Origin of the sequence: Pseudomonas sp. S150, from assembly GCF_004526365.1 — a bacterium.
In the GTDB taxonomy this organism is placed as follows: domain Bacteria; phylum Pseudomonadota; class Gammaproteobacteria; order Pseudomonadales; family Pseudomonadaceae; genus Aquipseudomonas; species Aquipseudomonas putida_A.
This window is the reverse complement of the sequence record NZ_CP038207.1, coordinates 1,019,592-1,038,024: the sequence shown is the minus strand read 5'-3', so window position 1 is coordinate 1,038,024 and position 18,433 is coordinate 1,019,592. Positions and strand designations below refer to the sequence as shown.

Annotated in this window: 17 protein-coding genes and 3 pseudogenes; 19 read left to right on the top strand and 1 reads right to left on the bottom strand. The window is 63.7% G+C overall.

The features are described 5' to 3' along the window. Positions 1 to 3: 3 nt before the first annotated feature. From E3Z29_RS04820 to E3Z29_RS04730, 18 genes and pseudogenes are all read left to right on the top strand, one after another. Positions 4 to 258, top strand: a complete 255-nt coding sequence (locus E3Z29_RS04820) for an acyl carrier protein (RefSeq protein ID WP_003220947.1) — start codon at positions 4 to 6, stop codon at positions 256 to 258. Next, positions 255 to 809: pseudogene (locus E3Z29_RS04815) on the top strand (hypothetical protein). The gene E3Z29_RS04820 and the pseudogene E3Z29_RS04815 overlap by 4 nt, the downstream one beginning before the upstream one ends. Then, positions 806 to 2,487: pseudogene (locus E3Z29_RS04810) on the top strand (AMP-binding protein). Before E3Z29_RS04815 ends, E3Z29_RS04810 begins: the two co-directional pseudogenes overlap by 4 nt. Continuing rightward, positions 2,480 to 3,214 (top strand): glycosyltransferase family 2 protein, encoded by a 735-nt coding sequence (locus E3Z29_RS04805; RefSeq protein WP_134785262.1) that lies wholly within the window; start codon positions 2,480 to 2,482, stop codon positions 3,212 to 3,214. The pseudogene E3Z29_RS04810 and the gene E3Z29_RS04805 overlap by 8 nt, the downstream one beginning before the upstream one ends. Beyond that, complete coding sequence (locus E3Z29_RS04800; protein WP_134785261.1) at positions 3,211 to 4,158, top strand: glycosyl transferase; 948 nt, start codon at positions 3,211 to 3,213, stop codon at positions 4,156 to 4,158. Before E3Z29_RS04805 ends, E3Z29_RS04800 begins: the two co-directional genes overlap by 4 nt. After that, positions 4,139 to 5,683, top strand: coding sequence for a histidine ammonia-lyase (gene hutH / locus E3Z29_RS04795; RefSeq protein WP_134785260.1), 1,545 nt, complete (start codon positions 4,139 to 4,141; stop codon positions 5,681 to 5,683). The genes E3Z29_RS04800 and hutH overlap by 20 nt, the downstream gene beginning before the upstream one ends. Then, positions 5,676 to 6,101 carry a thioesterase family protein gene (locus E3Z29_RS04790; protein ID WP_027611337.1) on the top strand — a complete coding sequence of 142 codons (426 nt, stop codon included), beginning with the start codon at positions 5,676 to 5,678 and terminating at the stop codon, positions 6,099 to 6,101. The genes hutH and E3Z29_RS04790 overlap by 8 nt, the downstream gene beginning before the upstream one ends. Beyond that, entirely contained in the window at positions 6,098 to 6,700 is a 603-nt protein-coding gene (locus tag E3Z29_RS04785) for an outer membrane lipoprotein carrier protein LolA (protein WP_096794707.1), read from the top strand. Before E3Z29_RS04790 ends, E3Z29_RS04785 begins: the two co-directional genes overlap by 4 nt. Next, complete coding sequence (locus E3Z29_RS04780; protein WP_134785259.1) at positions 6,684 to 9,023, top strand: MMPL family transporter; 2,340 nt, start codon at positions 6,684 to 6,686, stop codon at positions 9,021 to 9,023. The genes E3Z29_RS04785 and E3Z29_RS04780 overlap by 17 nt, the downstream gene beginning before the upstream one ends. Next, on the top strand, positions 9,020 to 10,183 hold the full coding sequence (locus E3Z29_RS04775) for a sodium:proton antiporter (protein WP_134785258.1): 1,164 nt from the start codon (positions 9,020 to 9,022) through the stop codon (positions 10,181 to 10,183). The genes E3Z29_RS04780 and E3Z29_RS04775 overlap by 4 nt, the downstream gene beginning before the upstream one ends. After that, entirely contained in the window at positions 10,170 to 11,417 is a 1,248-nt protein-coding gene (locus E3Z29_RS04770) for an NAD(P)/FAD-dependent oxidoreductase (protein ID WP_134785257.1), read from the top strand. Before E3Z29_RS04775 ends, E3Z29_RS04770 begins: the two co-directional genes overlap by 14 nt. Then, complete coding sequence (locus E3Z29_RS04765; protein WP_134785256.1) at positions 11,414 to 12,139, top strand: class I SAM-dependent methyltransferase; 726 nt, start codon at positions 11,414 to 11,416, stop codon at positions 12,137 to 12,139. Before E3Z29_RS04770 ends, E3Z29_RS04765 begins: the two co-directional genes overlap by 4 nt. Then, positions 12,139 to 12,733, top strand: a pseudogene (locus E3Z29_RS04755) (hypothetical protein). The gene E3Z29_RS04765 and the pseudogene E3Z29_RS04755 overlap by 1 nt, the downstream one beginning before the upstream one ends. Continuing rightward, the gene (locus tag E3Z29_RS04750) at positions 12,730 to 13,926 is read left to right on the top strand and encodes a beta-ketoacyl-[acyl-carrier-protein] synthase family protein (RefSeq protein WP_134785255.1); all 1,197 of its coding nucleotides are present in this window, start codon (positions 12,730 to 12,732) and stop codon (positions 13,924 to 13,926) included. The pseudogene E3Z29_RS04755 and the gene E3Z29_RS04750 overlap by 4 nt, the downstream one beginning before the upstream one ends. Further along, positions 13,923 to 14,387: a hotdog family protein gene (locus E3Z29_RS04745; RefSeq protein ID WP_134785254.1), complete on the top strand. Its 465-nt coding sequence runs from the start codon at positions 13,923 to 13,925 to the stop codon at positions 14,385 to 14,387. Before E3Z29_RS04750 ends, E3Z29_RS04745 begins: the two co-directional genes overlap by 4 nt. Next, positions 14,380 to 15,108, top strand: a complete 729-nt coding sequence (fabG, locus tag E3Z29_RS04740) for a 3-oxoacyl-ACP reductase FabG (protein WP_134785253.1) — start codon at positions 14,380 to 14,382, stop codon at positions 15,106 to 15,108. Before E3Z29_RS04745 ends, fabG begins: the two co-directional genes overlap by 8 nt. Further along, positions 15,108 to 16,334 carry a beta-ketoacyl-ACP synthase gene (locus tag E3Z29_RS04735; RefSeq protein ID WP_134785252.1) on the top strand — a complete coding sequence of 409 codons (1,227 nt, stop codon included), beginning with the start codon at positions 15,108 to 15,110 and terminating at the stop codon, positions 16,332 to 16,334. Before fabG ends, E3Z29_RS04735 begins: the two co-directional genes overlap by 1 nt. A 25-nt stretch (positions 16,335 to 16,359) precedes the next feature. Then, complete coding sequence (locus E3Z29_RS04730) at positions 16,360 to 17,400, top strand: hypothetical protein (protein WP_177416186.1); 1,041 nt, start codon at positions 16,360 to 16,362, stop codon at positions 17,398 to 17,400. On the opposite strand, the gene E3Z29_RS04725 is transcribed toward E3Z29_RS04730, so the two are convergent. Beyond that, positions 17,378 to 17,761, bottom strand: a complete 384-nt coding sequence (locus tag E3Z29_RS04725) for a type II toxin-antitoxin system PemK/MazF family toxin (RefSeq protein ID WP_115985328.1) — start codon at positions 17,759 to 17,761, stop codon at positions 17,378 to 17,380. The two genes, E3Z29_RS04730 and E3Z29_RS04725, sit on opposite strands and share 23 nt — an antisense overlap. Positions 17,762 to 17,969: 208 nt before the next feature. Here E3Z29_RS04725 and E3Z29_RS04720 point away from each other — a divergent pair, with 208 nt between their 5' ends. Then, positions 17,970 to 18,407, top strand: a complete 438-nt coding sequence (locus tag E3Z29_RS04720) for a hypothetical protein (protein WP_003220915.1) — start codon at positions 17,970 to 17,972, stop codon at positions 18,405 to 18,407. Positions 18,408 to 18,433: the final 26 nt, after the last annotated feature.

The window sequence follows — 18,433 nt, the reverse complement described above, 5'->3', positions numbered from 1 at the left end:
ACCATGCAAACTCGTGACGACATTTTCAACACCCTGCGCGATGCCTTGGTCGAGCTGTTCGAACTGGATCCGGCGCGGATCAGCCTGGAGTCCAACCTGTATCAGGATCTGGAGATCGACAGCATCGACGCGGTCGACCTGATCGATCACATCAAACGCCAGACCGGCAAGAAAATCGCCGCCGAAGAATTCAAATCGGTGCGCACCGTCGGTGACGTGGTCGAGGCGGTCTACCGTCTGGTTCAACCGGCCGCATGAGCCGATTGATCGGCCTCGGCCTGCCTGCTGCTGGCGGGGCTGCTGTACCCCTTTGCGGTGTATTTCGGCATGGAGCACTTCGCCCCGTGGCAGTTCGGACTGCTGCTGGGCGGGCTGTGGCTGGCGCGCGCGCTGACCGGCGAGCGCAAACCCGGCAGCCGCTGGATGGCCTGGCCTGCGTAGCGATCGTGTTCTGCCTGCTGCTGGCGCTGTTCGACAGTCCGCTGTTGCTGCGCTGGTATCCGGTGCTGATCAGCGGCTTCATGCTGGTGCTGTTCAGCCTGAGCCTGAAATACGGGCCGCCGATGGTCGAGCGTCTGGCGCGATTGCGCGAGCCGCAATTGCCGCCCGAAGCGATCCGCTACACCCGCCAGGTCACGGTGGCCTGGAGCGTGTTTTTCTTCTGCAACGGTTTGTGCGCCGCGCTCCTGACCCTGTGGGCGCCGCTGCATTGGTGGATGTTGTACACCGGCCTGATCTCCTACGGATTGATCGGCCTGATGTTTGCCATTGAATGGCTGATACGACAACGGGTAAGAGGCCGTAAATGAACTGGATAAAACTTGAGCAACTGTTGCTCAAGGCCCCGCCGGAGCGCGCAATCAGCGCCGCCCCGGCGCTCGACCACACGCAACTGCGCGAGCAGGCGCTGAGCGTTGCCGCCGGCCTGCAGGCACGCGGCGTGCAGCGCATGGCGGTGCATCTGGAAGATGCCGCCGACCTCGCCATCGCCCTGCTCGGCGCCTGGCGCGCGGGCGTCGCCGTCCTGCTGCCCTCCGACCTGCAAGCGCAGACCCGCCAACGCTGGTCGAGTGAGGTCGATCTGTGGTTGAGCGATCACCCCGATGATGCTCACTTGAGCGATCTGCTGCAGCCGGCCCTGCCCGGTGCTGAACTCGACCTCGAGCAGTGCCGCCTGAGCCTGTGCACCTCCGGCTCCAGCGGCGAGCCCAAGCGTATCGACAAGACCCTGCGCCAACTGGCCAACGAGGTCGAAGCACTGGAGCAACTGTGGGGCGCGGATCTGGGAGAGGCCTGGATCATCGGCAGCGTCGCCACCCAGCACATCTACGGTTTGTTGTTCCGGGTGCTGTGGCCGCTGTGCGCCGGACGCCCGTTCGTGCGCAGGCAACTGGCGTTCCCGGAAGACCTGCAGCGCGCCAGCCGCGAACACCCGGCCTTCGCCTGGGTCGGCAGCCCGGCACTGCTCAAACGCATGGGCGACAACCTCGACTGGCCGGCCCTGAGCGCCGTGCGCCGGGTGTTTTCCTCCGGCGGCGCTTTACCCGCAGACGCGGCACAGAGCCTGCAGCAACGCCTGCAACAGTGGCCGACCGAAATCCTCGGCAGCTCGGAAACCGGTGGCATCGCCTGGCGTCAGGGCGCCAGCCTGTGGCAGCCCTTCGTCGGGGTTGAGCTAAGCCAGGACAGCGACGGCGCCCTGCTGATCGCTTCTCCCTATCTGCCGGCCGGGCATGTCGAACATACCGCCGATGCCGTGCGCATCGCCGCCGACGGACGTTTCGAACTGCTCGGGCGGCTGGACCGCATCGTCAAACTCGAAGAGAAGCGCATCTCCCTGCCGATGCTCGAACAGGCACTGGTCGCCCACGACTGGGTCGCCGAAGCACGGCTGGGCGTGGTTCAGGAAAACCGTGCGGTGCTGGGTGCCTTGCTGGTACTCAGCGACGCCGGCCTGTTTGCCTTGCGCGAACACGGTCGTCGCAGCCTGACCGAAGCCCTGCGCAAACACCTGAGCCAGCATTGCGAGGCGCTGGCCTTGCCCCGGCGCTGGCGTCTGGTGCGGCAACTGCCGCTGAACAGCCAGGGCAAGCTGCCGCAGGCCGACATCGAAGCCCTGCTGCTGGCGCCACGGCCGAAAGCTCCGGAAGTGCTGGAGCAGGTCGAAACCGACGGCGAGTGGAGCCTGCAATTGAGTGTTCCGCCGGACCTGGCCTACTTCAGCGGCCACTTCCCCAAGAGGCCCCGGTGCTGCCCGGTGTGGTACAGGTCGAATGGGCGCTGAACCTTGGCCGACAACTGCTGAACCTGGCCGGCAAATTTGCCGGCATGGAAGTGCTGAAATTCCAGCAACTGGTGCGCCCCGGCGATGAAATCCAGCTGCACCTGCGTTTCGATCCCGAGCGCGGCAAACTGTATTTCGCCTACCGTAACGACACCGCGACCTGCTCCAGCGGACGAATCCTGCTAGGAGCCGCCGATGCATAACCCTTGCGCCGTGATTCCGGTCTACAACCATGAAACCGCGATCGGCACCGTGGTCGACGCGCTGCTCGCCCAAGGGCTGCCGTGCATTCTGGTGGACGACGCCAGCACCCCGTCCTGCGCGCGAGTGCTGGATGCGCTGGCCGAACGCGAAAGCGTGCATCTGGTGCGCCTGACCCTCAATCAGGGCAAGGGCGGCGCGGTGATGACCGGCCTGCGCGAAGCTGCTCGTCTGGGCTTCACCCATGCCCTGCAAGTTGACGCCGACGGCCAGCACGACCTGCACGACGTCGCCCGTTTCGTCGAGGAATCCCGCGCCCACCCGGAGGCGATGATCTGCGGTTATCCGCTGTTCGACGAGAGCGTGCCCAATGGCCGTTTGTATGCGCGTTATCTGACCCACGTGATGGTCTGGATCAACACGCTGTCGTTGCAGATCCGCGATTCGATGTGCGGCTTTCGCGTCTATCCGCTGGCCCCGACGCTGGCGGTGATCGACTCGGCGCGGGTCGGCAAGCGTATGGATTTCGACTCCGACATCCTCGTGCGCCTGGCGTGGCGCAACCAGCCGATGCGCTGGCTGCAGACCAGCGTGCATTACCCGCTGGACGGCGTCTCGCACTTCCGTCTGTTCCATGACAACGCGCTGATTTCCAGCATGCATACCCGGTTGTTCTTCGGCATGCTGCTGCGCCTGCCCGTCATCCTCTGGCGCCGGTGGCGCACATGAGCGTCGAGACCGACAAGAAGCACTGGGCCGACCGCGAAGAACGCGGCAGCTTCCTGCTGATGAAATTCACCGCGTTCGCCGCCAAGGTGCTTGGCCGGCGTCTGCTCAGTCCGCTGCTGTACGGCATCGTCCTGTACTTCTTCCTGTTCGGCCGTACCGCGCGCAACAGTGCCTGGCAATACCAGCAACGGTTGGCCGACTGGAGCAACCGCGGCGAATTGCGACCGAGTTACTGGCGGGTGTTCCGCCAGTTCATGGCGTTCGCCGATTCACTGCTCGACAAGCTCGACGTGTGGAACGGCAAGCTGCGCATCGAGCAGATCGAAATCATCGACCCGGCATTGCTGCGCAATCAGTTGCGCGGCAGTCGCGGGCAACTGCTGGTCGGCGCGCACCTGGGCAACCTCGAGGTGTGCCGGGCGCTGGCGGAGATTGGCGAAAAGGTCACCATGAACGTATTGGTGCACACCAAGCACGCCGAGCAGTTCAATCGCTTGCTGGGCGAGGCCGGGGCGACCAATCTGCGCCTGATTCAGGTCAGCGAACTGGACCCGGTAATCATGCTGCAACTGCACGAACGCCTGGAGCGCGGCGAGTGGCTGGCGATTGCTGGCGACCGCGTGCCGTTGCACGGCGGGCGCAGCGTCAGCGTGGATTTTCTCGGCCACCCGGCAGCGTTTCCGCAAGGTCCGTGGCTGCTGGCCGGTTTGCTCAAGTGTCCGGTCAATCTGCTGATGTGCCTGAAACAACCGGACGGCCATTATCGCCTGACCCTCGAGCCGTTCGCCGACAGCGTGACCTGGACGCGCCGCGAGCGCGAGCAGGTCATTCATCAGTGGGCCACCCGCTACGCGCAGCGCCTGAGTCACTATTGCCTCGAAGCCCCGCACCAATGGTTCAACTTTTACCCTTTCTGGAAGACCGATGACGACGCCAACCCATGAGCCGGTAACCTTCGGCGAACGCCCTTTGCACATCGAAGACGTGCTGGCCCTGGCCAACCGTCAGGCGCCCGTGCAGTTGCAGAGCGACGCCGCTTACCGCGAGCGCATCGCCAAAGGCGCACGGTTCCTCGACTCGCTGCTGGACAAGGAAGGCGTGATCTACGGCGTGACCACCGGTTACGGCGATTCCTGCGTGGTCGCGGTGCCGCTGCATCACGTCGAGGCACTGCCGCGTCATCTCTACACCTTCCACGGTTGCGGACTCGGCAAACTGCTCGACGCGCAAGCCACCCGCGCCGTGCTGGCGGCGCGTTTGCAGTCGCTGTGCCACGGCGTGTCCGGGGTGCGCATCGAACTGTTGGAGCGCCTGCACGCCTTCCTTGAACACGACGTCCTGCCGCTGATCCCCGAGGAAGGTTCGGTCGGGGCCAGCGGCGATCTGACGCCGCTGTCCTATGTTGCCGCCACCCTGTCCGGCGAGCGCGAAGTGCTGTTCCGTGGCGAACGCCGGCAAGCGGCCGACGTGCATCGCGAACTGGGCTGGACGCCATTGGTGCTCCGTCCGAAAGAAGCGCTGGCCTTGATGAACGGCACGGCGGTGATGACCGGTCTTGCGTGCCTGGCTTTCGCCCGCGCCGACTATCTGCTGCAACTGGCCACGCGCATCACCGCGCTCAACGTGGTCGCGCTGCAAGGCAATCCGGAACACTTCGACGAGCGTCTGTTCGCCGCCAAGCCGCATCCGGGGCAGATGCAAGTCGCCGCGTGGCTGCGCAAGGATCTGGCGATCGACGCGCCGACCGCGCCGCTGCATCGCCTGCAGGATCGCTACTCGCTGCGCTGCGCCCCGCACGTGCTCGGGGTGCTGGCCGACAGCCTGAACTGGTTGCGTGCGTTCATCGAGACCGAACTCAACAGCGCCAACGACAACCCGATCATCGACGCCGAAGCCGAACGCGTGCTGCACGGCGGGCACTTCTACGGCGGGCACATCGCGTTCGCCATGGACAGCCTGAAAAATCTGGTGGCCAACGTCGCCGACCTGCTCGACCGGCAGCTCGCGCTGCTGGTCGACGAGCGCTACAACCACGGTTTGCCGAGCAACCTGTCCGGCGCCCCGGCGGATCGCGCCATGATCAATCACGGCTTCAAGGCCGTGCAGATCGGCACCAGCGCCTGGACCGCCGAAGCGCTGAAAAACACCATGCCGGCCAGCGTGTTCTCACGCTCCACCGAGTGTCACAACCAGGACAAGGTGAGCATGGGCACCATCGCCGCCCGTGACGCGATTCGCGTGCTGGAGCTGACCGAACAAGTCGCCGCCGCCACGTTGCTCGCGGCCAATCAGGGCGTCTGGCTGCGTGGTCGCGATGAAGACGCACGCGCGCTGCCACCTTCGCTGGCCGCCATGCACGAAGAGCTGGCCAAGGACTTCCCGCCGGTCATCGAAGACCGTGCACTCGAAGGCGAATTGCGCCTGTGTCTGCAACGTATCGCCGAGCAACACTGGAGGCTGCATGCGTAGCGCCGGAGTGCTGCACGCCGACACGGAAATCCTCGTACCGTTTTTCGACGTCGACACCATGCACGTGGTCTGGCACGGGCATTACGTCAAATACCTGGAAGTGGCGCGCTGCGCGCTGCTCGACCAGATCGGCCACAACTACACGCAGATGTCCGAGTCCGGTTACGCGTGGCCGATCATCGACCTGCAACTGCGTTATGTGCGCGGCGCGGTGTTCGGCCAGCGCTTGAACGTGCGCGCCAGTCTGGTGGAGTGGGAGAACCGCTTGAAGATCAATTATCTGATCACCGACCTGCAGACCGGTGAGCGCCTGACCCGTGCCAGCTCGGTGCAGGTGGCGGTCGAGATCAGCAGCCGCGAGATGCAACTGGCCTCACCCAAAGTGTTCACCGATGCGGTGGAAAGGATGCTGCGATGAACCTGTTCTGCAAATGCCTTGGCGCGATGGCGCTGCTCGCCGTGTCGACGCTGGCCAACGCCTTCGACCTGCAACAGCTCAGCGAACAACTGGCGAAACCGGAAGTGATCCACGGCCAGTTCATTCAGGAAAAACACCTGCGCGCGCTGCCTCAGCCGCTGATCAGCAAGGGCAACTTCGTCCTGGCGAAAAATCACGGCCTGCTCTGGCTGCTCAAGACCCCGCTGCAACAGGATTACCGCATCACCGCCAACGGCATCGCCCGTCGTGACGGCAACGCTTGGCAGTTGCTGCCGAACAAGAGCGCCGGTGCCGAACAGAACCGTTTGTTCCTCGCCGTGCTGCAAGGCGACAGCAGCGGCTTGCAGCGGGATTTCGAACTGGCCCTGAGCGGCGACGCACAGCAGTGGAAACTGACCCTGACCCCGCGCTCGGTGCTGCTCAAGCAAGTGTTCAATCAGATCAATATCGACGGCGGTGAGCTGGTGCAGACCATCGAACTGCTGGAAACCCAGGGCGACAGCACCGTGTTGCGCATGCAGGACAGTACCTCCGGTCAACCGTTGAGCGAAGCGGAGCAACATGACTTTGCCGAGTGAAAGCAGGCTGCCGTGGCTGTTCCTGATCCTGCTGCTGGCGGTCGTCGCGCTGGCCGGGTGGCAGTGGCGCGACGGTGCGCCGCTGTCGGCCAACCTCATGGAGCTGGTGCCCGGGACCAACCCTGACGCCCTCGAACTGCGCGCCGAACAGCGCATGCAGGAGCCGCTCAATCGGGAAATGCTGGTGCTGGTCGGCCACGCCGATCGCCAGCAAGCGGTGGCCATGGCTCAGACTCTGGGCGAGCAATGGCAGGCCAGCGGTCTGTTCGAAAAGGTCCAGTGGAACCTGCAGGCGGATCTGCCGGCGCTGCGCACGCAACTGCTGCAAGGGCGACTGGCGATGCTCTCGGCGGATGACCGGCAACTGCTGAGCGAGCATCCCGATGCGTTCATTCAGCAACGGGTGCAAGCGCTGTTCGACCCGTTCAACGGTTTCACCCTGGTACCGAGCCAGGACGACTGGCTGGGCCTGACCGGACGCATCCAGAACAGCCAGCCGAAACACGGCGCGGTGCAACTGGACATCGGCAGCGGCGCACTGATCGCCGATGCCGACGGCAAGCGCTGGGTGCTGCTGCGCGCGCGCACCACCGGCGATGCCTTCGACATGAACCTGCCGCTGAAAGTCGCTGATCTGCTGCAGCACAGTCGCGAGCAAGCGGCGAGAGCCGACGTGCAACTGTTGGCCGCCAGCGGTCTGCTGTACGCCGCCAACGGTCAGCAGCAAGCCACCCGCGAAATGACCTGGGTCGGCGGCGGCGCCACTCTCGGGATTCTGTTGTTGCTGCTGTTGGCGTTTCGCCGCTGGCGGGTGCTGCTGGCGTTCGTGCCGGTGCTGGTGGGCATGCTGTTCGGCGCGGTGGCCTGCGTGGCGCTGTTCGGCCACATGCACGTGATGACCTTGGTACTCGGCTCCAGCCTGATCGGCGTGGCGGTGGATTACCCGCTGCACTATCTGTCGAAAAGCTGGAGCCTCAAGCCGTGGCGCAGCTGGCCGGCGCTGCGCCTGACACTCTCCGGGCTGACGCTGAGCCTGATCACCAGCGCCATCGGTTATCTGGCGCTGGCCTGGACGCCCTTCCCGGCGCTGACACAAATCGCGGTGTTCTCTGCCGCCGGATTGCTCGGTGCCTATCTGTCGGCGGTGTGCCTGCTGCCGGCCCTGCTGAACAACGTTGAGCTGCAACCGGCGCAATGGCCGCTGCGTCTGGCCGAGCGCTTGGTGCAACTGCGCGAAAACCTGCTCGAACACGTGCGCACCCCGGTGCTGCTGGCGCTGCTGATCGCGTTCTGCGCTGGCGGTCTGGTGCAGCTGCAAAGCAAGAATGACATCCGCCAGTGGGTCGGTGCGCCACAACGCCTGACCGATGAAGCGCAGACCATCGCGCGCATCACCGGCTATCAGCCGACCAGCCAGTTCTTCCTCGTACGCGGCGCCAATCAGCAGCAACTGCTGGAGCGTCAGGCCGCGTTGAGCGAGCGTCTGCAGCAACTGGTCAACCTCGACAAACTGCAAGGCTATCTGGCCCTCGATCAACTGCTCAGTCCGCCGAGCCAGCAACAGCAGGTTCGCGAAGCGCTGAGCAAACTGCCGCAATACTGGCAGCCACTGCTCGAGCTAGGCGTACCGCTCGCGGCGTTGCAAACCGAGTTGCAGCAGTTGCAGAACCTGCCTGCCGAAGACATCGACGCGGCACTGGCCGGGCCGTTAGGCGAGCCTTACCGTACGCTGTGGCTCGGCCCGACCGCTGACGGCGTGGCGGCGATGACCAGCCTGCAAGGCCTGAACAATCCGTCACTGCTGCGGGTGCAGGCGCTGGACTTGCCGGGGGTGATGCTGGTGGATCGTCTCGGCGAATTGAACAACGTATTCGCCGCGACCCAGATCAGCGCCGCCGAACTGAAACTCGCCTCCTGCGTATTGATCGTGCTGGTGCTGATCGTGCCGTTCGGTTTCGGTGGCGCCTTGCGCATCGTCGCCCTGCCGCTGCTGGCAGCGCTGTGCAGCCTTGCCAGCCTCGGTTGGCTCGGTCAGCCGCTGACCCTGTTCAGCCTGTTCGGCCTGCTGCTGGTAACGGCGATCAGCGTCGATTACGCGATCCTCATGCGTGAGCAGGTCGGCGGTGCGGCTGTCAGCTTGCTGGGCACCTTGCTGGCGGCGCTGACGACCTGGCTGTCGTTCGGTTTGCTGGCAGTGTCGAGCACGCCGGCGGTAAGCAATTTCGGCCTGGCGGTGAGCCTGGGGCTGGCGTTCAGCTTCATTCTGGCGCCGTGGGCCGGACGTCACGTCCACCGCGCCGCAGTAGTGGAGCCGGCAGCGTGATGGTCGTCAGCTTCTGGCTGATGGCCTTGGCGCTGTTCGCTGTGGCGACCCGTATCGGTCGGCATTTCGGCCTGATCCCGATCGTCAGCCAGTTGCTGCTGGCCAGCTTCGGGTTGCCGCTGCTGATGTATTTCTGGATCGAACCGGGCTGGCAGCTCAGCGGTGCCGAACTGATTGCGCCGGTGTGGCTGAAAGACCTCTACAGCCTGAGTTTCGCGCTGTTGCTCGGGCACATTCTCAGTGATGTGATCGACCTGCGACTGGACCGCCAGAGCGTGAAAATCGCCGTGCCGAGTTTTGCCGTGCCATTTGCCTCCGGTCTGGCGGCCGCCGCTTGGTTGCTGCCAGCGCAACCGTGGCTGAACTCGCTGGCGATCGGTCTGGTGTTCGCGATCACGGCGATCCCGGTGCTGTATCTGTATTTGCGTCACATCGACTACCCGCCCGCCGCCACCCGGCGTCTGGTGCAGACCGCCATCCTCATCGACCTGACCTGCTGGACGCTGTTCGGTCTCGCTCAGGGCAGTCTGCATTTGAGCAGCCTGTTGTTGCCGCTGGGACTGGCCTGCGTGCCGCTGCTGTTGAGTCTGCTGCGCGTGCGTCGACCGCTGACCTACAGCTTCGGTTTCTTTGCGCTGCTGGTGCTGGCCGAGCACTACAAACTCAACGCGCTGATTTTCGGCATCGGTTATCTGCTGTGCATGGCCTTGCTGAAAGTGCCGCTGGTGCTGCCATTGCCGGCGCGGTGGATGAGCCGTTTGCAGACATGGATCGCGATCCCGCTGATCCTCACCTTCGGTATCGTGCAGATTGACGTGCACAGCGCCCTCGCCAGTCTCGGCGCGGTGCAATGGGCGGCGCTGCTGCTGTTGCCGATTGCCAGTAAACTGCTCGGCAACTGGCTGGGCCTGGGCTGGGCCGGTGCGTCGTTTGAAGGCGCCAGCCGCTGGCGTGAAAGCGTGCTGCTGAACATTCGCGGGCTGAGTGAAATCGTCTTTCTCAACCTGTTGCTGCAACAACAGCTGATCAGCCCGGCGCTGTACTTCGCGCTGATGCTGATGGGCCTGATCGCGACGCTGTTGCCGGCCCTGATCGGCCTGCACCGCGCGCCCCTGAAAACCACCGCCACTGCGCCCGGGAGTTCACGTGCCAACCGTTGAAATGCAACGTCGTCAGGTAGTGATCATTGGTGCCGGCCCGTCCGGCGCCATCGCCGCCGCGCTGCTCACGCGCAAGGGCCACGATGTGCTGGTGCTCGAGCGCCAGCACTTCCCGAGGTTTTCCATTGGTGAAAGCCTGCTGAGCCACTGCCTGGACTTCGTCGAAGAAGCCGGCATGCTCGACGCCGTCAACGCCGCCGGATTCCAGCGCAAGACCGGTGCTGCGTTCGCCTGGGGCGAGCGCTACAGCGCCTTCGATTTCGGCGACACCTTCAGCGCGGGCAAGCCGACCACATTCCAGGTGCAGCGCGCCGATTTCGACAAGCTGCTGGCCGATCAGGCTGAATTGCAGGGTGCCGAAATCCGCTACGGCGACGCCATCGTCCGCGTCGATTTCGATCGGGCCAGACCGCAGCTCGACGTGCTGCGCGAGGACGGCAGCGAGTACCGCGTCGAAGCGGGTTTCGTACTCGACGCCAGCGGCTACGGGCGCGTGCTGTCGCGTTTGCTTGATCTGGAAGCGCCGTCGAATTTCCCGGTGCGCCAGGCGGTGTTCACCCACGTTGAAGATCACATCGACAACCCGGCCTTCGACCGCGAGAAGATCCTCGTCACCACCCACCCCGAGCACCGCGACATCTGGTTCTGGACGATCCCGTTCAGCAACGGTCGCTGCTCGGTGGGCGTGGTGGCTGCCGCCGAACATCTCCATGGTCGCGACAGCGATCTGGACGCCTGCCTGCGCGGCTTCATCGCCGAAACCCCAAGCCTCGCCGGCGTGCTGAACAACGCGGTGTGGGACACTCCGGCGCGCACCCTCGGTGGTTATGCGGCGAATGTGAAAACCCTGCATGGCCCCGGCTTCGCCCTGCTCGGCAACGCCGCGGAATTTCTCGACCCGGTGTTCTCCTCCGGCGTGACCATCGCCATGCGTTCGGCGAGCATGGCCGCTGCGGTCCTGCACCGGCAGTTGCAGGGCGAAACCGTCGACTGGCAGCGCGAGTTCGCCGAGCCGCTCAAACGTGGCGTCGACACCTTCCGCTGCTACGTCGAGGGCTGGTACGCCGGCACCTTTCAGGACGTGATTTTTTATCAAGACAGTCAGGCGGACATTCGCCGGATGATCTGCTCGATCCTCGCCGGTTACGCCTGGGATGAACGCAACCCGTTCGTCAGCGAAGCGCGCCGCCGGTTGAAGATGATTTCCGAACTCTGTGCAAAGGACGCCCCATGAATTACTTGAGCGACAGCTACGTCGAGGAAACCCGCTTCGGTTTCTGGTTCCTGCGCAGTCACACCTGGCAGCACCATGTGCTGCGCGTGGCGATCAATGATTTGCGCGGATTGTTCAGCGAGTCGCTGCCGGCCCATCCGGTGCTGCTGGATGCTGGCTGCGGTCAGGGCAAATCGTTCCGCCATCTGCGCCAGACCTTCGCCCCACAGCGTCTGATCGGCGTCGACGCCGATCCGCACAGCTTGCAACTGAGCGCCGAAGAAGCGGCGCGGCAGGGCTTCGACGTGGAGCTGATCGGTAGCGATTGCGCGACGCTCAACGTCGCCGATGCCAGTGTCGACCTGCTGTTCTGCCACCAGACCTTTCATCATCTGGTCGAACAGGAAAAAGCCCTCGCCGAGTTCTACCGCGTACTGAAACCGGGCGGTTATCTGCTGTTCGCCGAGTCCACCGAGGCTTACATTGATACTTGGGTGATCCGCTGGCTGTTCCGCCATCCGATGCAGGTGCAGAAGAGCGCGGCGCAGTACCTGGAGATGATTCGCCAGCAGGGTTTCGAGTTTGGCGAACGCAATGTCTCGTACCCGTATTTGTGGTGGAGCCGGTCGCAGGATTTCGGCTTGCTGGAGCGGTTCGGGTTGCGCCGGCCGAAGCCGTTTGGCGAGCGTGAGGAAACGTTGGTGAATGTCGTTGCCCGAAAACCATTGGCAGGGGCTTGCTGATGCAACACTTAACCTGTGGGAGCGGGCTTGCTCGCGAAAGCGGTGGGTCAGTTGGCATTGATGTCGGATGTGCCGACGCCTTCGCGAGCAAGCCCGCTCCCACAGGGGTTGTGGTGTGGCTGGTATTGTTGCTAACGGCCCTGCTAAGTGGATGCGCCAACCAGGCGCCGCTGCCCGCGAGCAACCCGACGCTGCCGTTACCGCTGCAATTGCACATCGAACGTAATCAGGCCAATCAACGTCAGGACTGGCTGCTGGTGATCCAGCGCGAAGGCTCCGGCATCCGCCTGGTCGATGATGGATCCGCTAGGCATCCCCCAGGCGCGTCAGCAACTGATCGACGGTCGCTGGCAGGCCGACGGGCTGCTGCCGCCCAATCCGGAGGCCCGGGAGCTGTTTGCCGCGTTGCTGTTGTTCGCCCTGACCCCCTCCGGCGAACTGGCGCGCAATTATCCCGCCGCGCAGCAGCAGGGCGAGCAACGCACGCTGGCGCCGCGCTGGACGATCCGTTATGCACAACCGTTGAGTTTCCAATTGAATCTGCCCCAAGGCCCGCACTATCGGGTTTCTCCTCTCGGTGAACCGACGCCATGACTGCCTACCTCAATGCCCTCGGCGTGATCTGCGCGCTGGGCCGCGACAAGCATCAGGTCGCGCACAACCTGTTTGCCGGTGACTGCTCGGGCATGCGCCGCGAGTCCGGCTGGGTGACCGGGCGTGAGTTGCCGGTGGCGGCGGTGCACGGTGAGCTGGCGGCGATTCCGGCCGAACTGGCCGACCAGAGCAGCCGCAACAATCAACTGCTGCTGGAGGCCGCGCTGCAGATTCGCGAGGACATCGATCGGGCGATCCAGACCTATGGTCGCGCGCGCATCGGCGTGGTGCTCGGCACCAGCACCTCGGGGATCGACGAAGCCAGTCGCGGGTTGGCGCACTACCTTCGTGAGCGGCAGTTCCCGGCCGAGTACGACTATCGGCAACAGGAACTCGGCGCCCCGGCGAATTTTCTCGCCGACTGGCTGCAACTCAGCGGCCCGACCTACGTGATTTCCACCGCCTGCACGTCCAGTGCGCGGGCGTTGATGAGCGCGCAGCGCTTGCTCGATCTGGGCCTGTGCGACGCGGTGCTGTGCGGCGGGGTCGACAGCCTGTGCAAACTCACGCTCAACGGTTTCAGCGCGCTGGAAGCGGTGTCCGACGAGCGCTGCAATCCGTTCTCGGCCAACCGCAACGGCATCAACATCGGCGAAGCGGCGGTGCTGTTCCTGATGAGCAAGCAGCGCAGCGACGGCCCGGCCATTGCCCTGCTCGGCAGCGGCGCCAGCTCCGACGCGCATCATATTTCCGCGCCGGAACCGAGCGGCCGCGGCGCCCTGCAAGCGATGCAGAAAGCCTTGAGCCGCGCACAGCTGAAAGCGGCGCAAATCAGCTACCTGAACCTGCACGGCACCGCGACCCAGCACAACGATGCGATGGAAAGTCTGGCGGTCGCCACGCTGTTCCCCGACGGCGTGGCCTGCTCGTCGACCAAGCCGATGACCGGCCACACCCTCGGCGCTGCCGGCGCCCTCGAAGCGGCGTTCTGCTGGCTGAGCCTGAGCGCCGACAACCCGCAGCACGCCCTGCCGCCACACGTCTGGGACGACCAGCCCGACCCCGACTTGCCGGCGCTGAAGTGGGTGACCGCGAGCGAACGCCTGTCGTCCATTGCACCCCGCTACCTGATGAGCAACTCGTTTGCCTTCGGCGGCAACAACGTCAGCCTGATTATCGGAGACGCCCCATGAACGACTGGCCGCTCGCCGAACTGCTGCCCCACGCTGGCGACATGATTCTGCTCGACCGCATCCTCAGCTTCGACGAGGAGCAGATCCACACCCGCCTCACGGTCAAGCCCGATGGCTTGTTCAACCTGCCCGACGGCAGCCTGCCGGCGTGGGTCGGCATCGAGTTGATGGCGCAGAGCGTCGCCGCGTTCGCCGGTTGCCATGCACGGCAGAAGGGCAACCCGGTGGAGCTGGGCTTCCTCCTCGGCACGCGCAAATTCGAGTGCAACGTCGAGGCGTTTCCGGCCGGCAGTGAACTGACCATCCACGGCATCCGTTCGCTGGAAGACGACAACGGCATGGGTGTTTTCGAATGCCACATCAACGCCCCCGGCATCGAGGCCAGCGCACGCTTGAACGTGTTCCGCCCGCCGCAGCCCAGCCAATACCTTGAACAAAACAGAGAGTCGAACGATGACTGAATCCGTACTGGTCACCGGCTCCAGCCGTGGCATCGGCCGCGCCATTGCCTTGCGTCTGGCGCAGGCCGGGCACGACATCGTCCTGCATTGCCGCAGCGGCGTGGCTGAAGCCCAAGCGGTGAAGGCCGAAGTCGAAGCGCTGGGCCGCAACGCGCGCATCCTGCAATTCGACGTCGCCGACCGCGAAACCTGCAAAACCATCCTCGAAGCCGACGTCGAAACCCACGGTGCCTATTACGGCGTGGTGCTCAACGCCGGCCTGACCCGCGATGGCGCTTTTCCGGCGTTGAGCGATGACGATTGGGACGTGGTGCTGCGCACCAATCTCGACGGTTTCTACAACGTCCTGCACCCGGTGATGATGCCGATGATCCGCCGCCGCGCCGCCGGTCGGATCGTCTGCATCACTTCGGTGTCGGGTTTGATCGGCAACCGTGGCCAGGTCAACTACAGCGCCTCCAAGGCCGGGGTGATCGGTGCGGCGAAAGCGTTGGCGATTGAACTGGGCAAGCGCAAAATCACGGTTAACTGCGTCGCGCCGGGCCTGGTCGACACGGCGATGCTCGACGAAAACGTGCCGGTGGAAGAGCTGATGAAAATGATCCCCGCACAACGCATGGGCACCCCGCAAGAGGTCGCTGCTGCGGTGAATTTCCTGATGTCGGCGGAAGCCTCGTACATCACCCGCCAGGTCCTGGCGGTCAACGGAGGCCTGTGCTGATGAAGCGCGTTGTCGTCACCGGCATGGCCGGCATCACCTCGCTGGGCAGCGACTGGCAGACCATCGCCGGCAACTTCGCGGCCAACCGCAGCGGCATCCGCCGCATGGACGAGTGGGACCGCTTCAGCGAGCTCAACACCCGCCTGGCCGGGCCGATCGATGATTTTGTCGTACCGCCGCACTGGACCCGCAAGCAACTGCGCAGCATGGGCCGGGTGTCACGGCTGGCGGTGGGCGCGGCGGAACAGGCACTGGCCGACGCCGGCCTGCTCGGTGACGAATCGATCAAGGACGGACGCATGGGTGTGGCCTGCGGCTCATCCACCGGCAGCACCGACGAGATCAAGGCCTTCGGCAACATGCTGCTCAACTCGGTGGCCGAAGGCCTCAACGCCAACTCCTACGTGCGGATGATGCCGCACACCACCGCGGCCAATATCAGCATTTTCTTCGGCCTCACCGGACGCCTGATCCCGACGTCCAGCGCCTGCACCAGCGGCAGTCAGGGCATCGGCTACGCGTATGAAGCGATCAAGTTCGGACGGCTGCCGCTGATGCTCGCCGGCGGTGCCGAAGAGCTGTGCCCGACCGAAGCCATGGTCTTCGACGCGCTGTACGCCACCAGCCTGAAAAACGACGCGCCACAGACCAGCCCACGTCCGTACGACAAGGGCCGCGACGGTCTGGTGATCGGCGAAGGCGGCGGCATGCTGGTGCTCGAAGAGCTGGAGCATGCGCTGGCTCGCGGGGCGCGGATCCACGCCGAGATCGTCGGTTTCGGCAGCAACGCCGACGGCCAGCACACCACCCGCCCCGAGCAGATCACCATGCGCCGCGCCATGGAACTGGCGCTGGAAGACGCCGGGCTTGCGCCGGATGCCATCGGTTACGTCAATGGTCACGGCACCGCTACAGAACAGGGCGACATTGCCGAAACACTGGCGACCAGCAGTCTGTTCGGCGAACACATGCCGATCAGCTCGCAGAAGAGTTTCCTCGGCCACACGCTGGGGGCCTGCGGGGCGCTGGAGTCATGGTTCAGCATCGAGATGATGAATCGCGACCTGTATGTGCACACGCTCAACCTCGACGAGGTCGACCCGCACTGCGGCAAGCTCGATTACCTGCGCGGCGAATTCCGCCAGATGCATCACGAGTACGTGATGAACAACAATTTCGCTTTTGGTGGCGTCAACACCTCGTTGATTTTCCGCCGCTGGCACTGACCGCAACACGTTTGGAGTGAAGGGAATGACTCAGTTTCACCGCATCGCCGCCCTGCTGGCCCTAGCCTTTGTGCTCGGCGGTTGCACCAGCAAACCGGTTTACAACGCCAAGGAAGAGTTCTCGCCCAACCTCGGCTTCACCCAGCAACAGATGAGCCGCGCCATCGTCACCGCACTCAATGATCGCCAGTGGGTGGTGCAGTCGGTGCGCCCGGGCATGATCAAAGCGGCGATTACCGTACGCGGCCGTCACCACGCCGAAGTCGACATCCCGTTCAGCCCGACCTCGTTTGAAATCGACTACCGCAGCAGCTACGGCCTCGACGCCAAGGACGGCAAGATCCACGGCAACTACAATCGCTGGGTCAACCGCCTGCGCGACAACGTGCTCAAGGAACTGTCGATCAACCCGGACATCGAGTTCGTCAACGACTTGGGCATCGTCAAGCAAGGCGCCGACGAACCGACCTACCTGAGCTTTCGCGAGGGCGTCAAACGCGCCACCGACGCCGGCCTGCTCGACGGCAGCGTGAAGTTCTACCTGGCCGGCGAAACCCTGCCAAAACAGGTGCGCAAACTCGACACCGTCAGCAGCAGCCGCAAAACCAACGGCTCGAACAAGTCCGACACCGACGCCTGCTTCTGGGCGCTGCAGTCGGCCCTCGCCACCCTGCAGAACGCCGCGAAAAAAGCCGACGCCAACGCCGTGATCAACATCGCCAGCGTCGACCAGCGCGACCTGTACAAAGACACCGAGAAATTCCAGTGCCGCGCCGGCCTGGTGGTGTGCGAGCGTGGCGTTGCGTGGGGATTTGGCCCACGTCGATTGATTGACAGTAGAAACGACAAAGGGCGCCTTGCGGCGCCCTTTCACAAACAGGTTGGCTTGTCATCGCCCTTCCACCTGTCTGGCTCTGTGATGGCTGGTTGCCCAGGATCCTCAGAGTCTCACAAGCCCCTTTCGGGAACGCCGGCAGTATTGCCTGAAATGTCATTACCAGCAATGGATGGCAATTGGCTTCGATGCACCCTCTCAACGGCTACTACACGCCCAAGGCCTTTCTAACCGCAGTCTTGATGGCGTAAAACTCGTCTGTTGCAAGATGTGAAATCAAGTAAACACGCTTTCCGTGACGGTCTTTACTTCTGATCCTGTCCAGTCGCGCAAGACTGACCGTCGCTACCATGTCGCATTTTGCCCAGCAGGTTGAACTGGCACCTTGAAGATGGCTGGCGAGCTCCAGATGATGCTCCAGCACACAATCCGGCGCAGTTGTACTCAATGGCACCACAGTCACCAACAAACTGTTGGATCGGTGCTTGCGTATCACCACCACGGGCCTGATTTTGACCATCTCCGGTACTTCAAAACCTCTGAAATCACAGATCAGAACACTGCCCTCCTTGGGCTGATAGAGAAGTGGCATCCATGGCACTCACTAAAAAGAACTGATTTTGCGCATTTACCGCAACTTTCCCTAAAGCAGTTCCGTTACCAGAAATGTAAAGGGCTGACTCCTCTCATCACCTGAACGACAACTACACTCGTCCTGCGGCTCTCAACCATCGCCAGCCAGAACGGCGAGCCCATTGTTCGAGCACTCGCGGTTCTCTTTCACCGTCAAGGAGATGACCATGCAAGTGAAAGCCCTGATCGCCGCCACGCTCCTCGGGTTATTGCCCAGCGCCAGCCACGCCACCAACCTGATGTACATGCCGTTCGAAACCGTGCTCTCGGATGCGATTCGCGCCGGGCGGCTGGATGGCAGTGTGAAGTTCTATCTGATCGGCAATGGGCCGCAGGGCACGCAGCAGTTGTTACGCCGGGATGTGGTCAGTGATTTGCGCACCAACGGCTTCAACAAGAGTGATCACGATTCCTGCGAGTGGGTGCTGCAGTCGAACCTGATCAAGTTGCAGGCCGACGCCAAACGGGTCGGGGCGAATGCGGTGGTCAATATCGTCAGTTATTACGACCAGCATGTGCGCAAGGATTTGAATACTTATGAGTGCCGGGCCGGGGTGTTTGTGACGCGGGTGGCGTTGAAGGGGGATCTGGTGCGGTTGCCCTGAGAAATGTGGTGTTTGGGCGGGCGTCT

Coding starts and splice junctions, on each gene's coding strand:
- E3Z29_RS04820 (WP_003220947.1), top strand. CDS start 4: ATGCAAACTCGTGACGACATTTTCAACACCCTGCGCGATGCCTTGGTC.
- E3Z29_RS04805 (WP_134785262.1), top strand. CDS start 2,480: ATGCATAACCCTTGCGCCGTGATTCCGGTCTACAACCATGAAACCGCG.
- E3Z29_RS04800 (WP_134785261.1), top strand. CDS start 3,211: ATGAGCGTCGAGACCGACAAGAAGCACTGGGCCGACCGCGAAGAACGC.
- hutH (WP_134785260.1), top strand. CDS start 4,139: ATGACGACGCCAACCCATGAGCCGGTAACCTTCGGCGAACGCCCTTTG.
- E3Z29_RS04790 (WP_027611337.1), top strand. CDS start 5,676: ATGCGTAGCGCCGGAGTGCTGCACGCCGACACGGAAATCCTCGTACCG.
- E3Z29_RS04785 (WP_096794707.1), top strand. CDS start 6,098: ATGAACCTGTTCTGCAAATGCCTTGGCGCGATGGCGCTGCTCGCCGTG.
- E3Z29_RS04780 (WP_134785259.1), top strand. CDS start 6,684: ATGACTTTGCCGAGTGAAAGCAGGCTGCCGTGGCTGTTCCTGATCCTG.
- E3Z29_RS04765 (WP_134785256.1), top strand. CDS start 11,414: ATGAATTACTTGAGCGACAGCTACGTCGAGGAAACCCGCTTCGGTTTC.
- E3Z29_RS04750 (WP_134785255.1), top strand. CDS start 12,730: ATGACTGCCTACCTCAATGCCCTCGGCGTGATCTGCGCGCTGGGCCGC.
- E3Z29_RS04745 (WP_134785254.1), top strand. CDS start 13,923: ATGAACGACTGGCCGCTCGCCGAACTGCTGCCCCACGCTGGCGACATG.
- fabG (WP_134785253.1), top strand. CDS start 14,380: ATGACTGAATCCGTACTGGTCACCGGCTCCAGCCGTGGCATCGGCCGC.
- E3Z29_RS04735 (WP_134785252.1), top strand. CDS start 15,108: ATGAAGCGCGTTGTCGTCACCGGCATGGCCGGCATCACCTCGCTGGGC.
- E3Z29_RS04730 (WP_177416186.1), top strand. CDS start 16,360: ATGACTCAGTTTCACCGCATCGCCGCCCTGCTGGCCCTAGCCTTTGTG.
- E3Z29_RS04725 (WP_115985328.1), bottom strand. CDS start 17,761: ATGCCACTTCTCTATCAGCCCAAGGAGGGCAGTGTTCTGATCTGTGAT.
- E3Z29_RS04720 (WP_003220915.1), top strand. CDS start 17,970: ATGCAAGTGAAAGCCCTGATCGCCGCCACGCTCCTCGGGTTATTGCCC.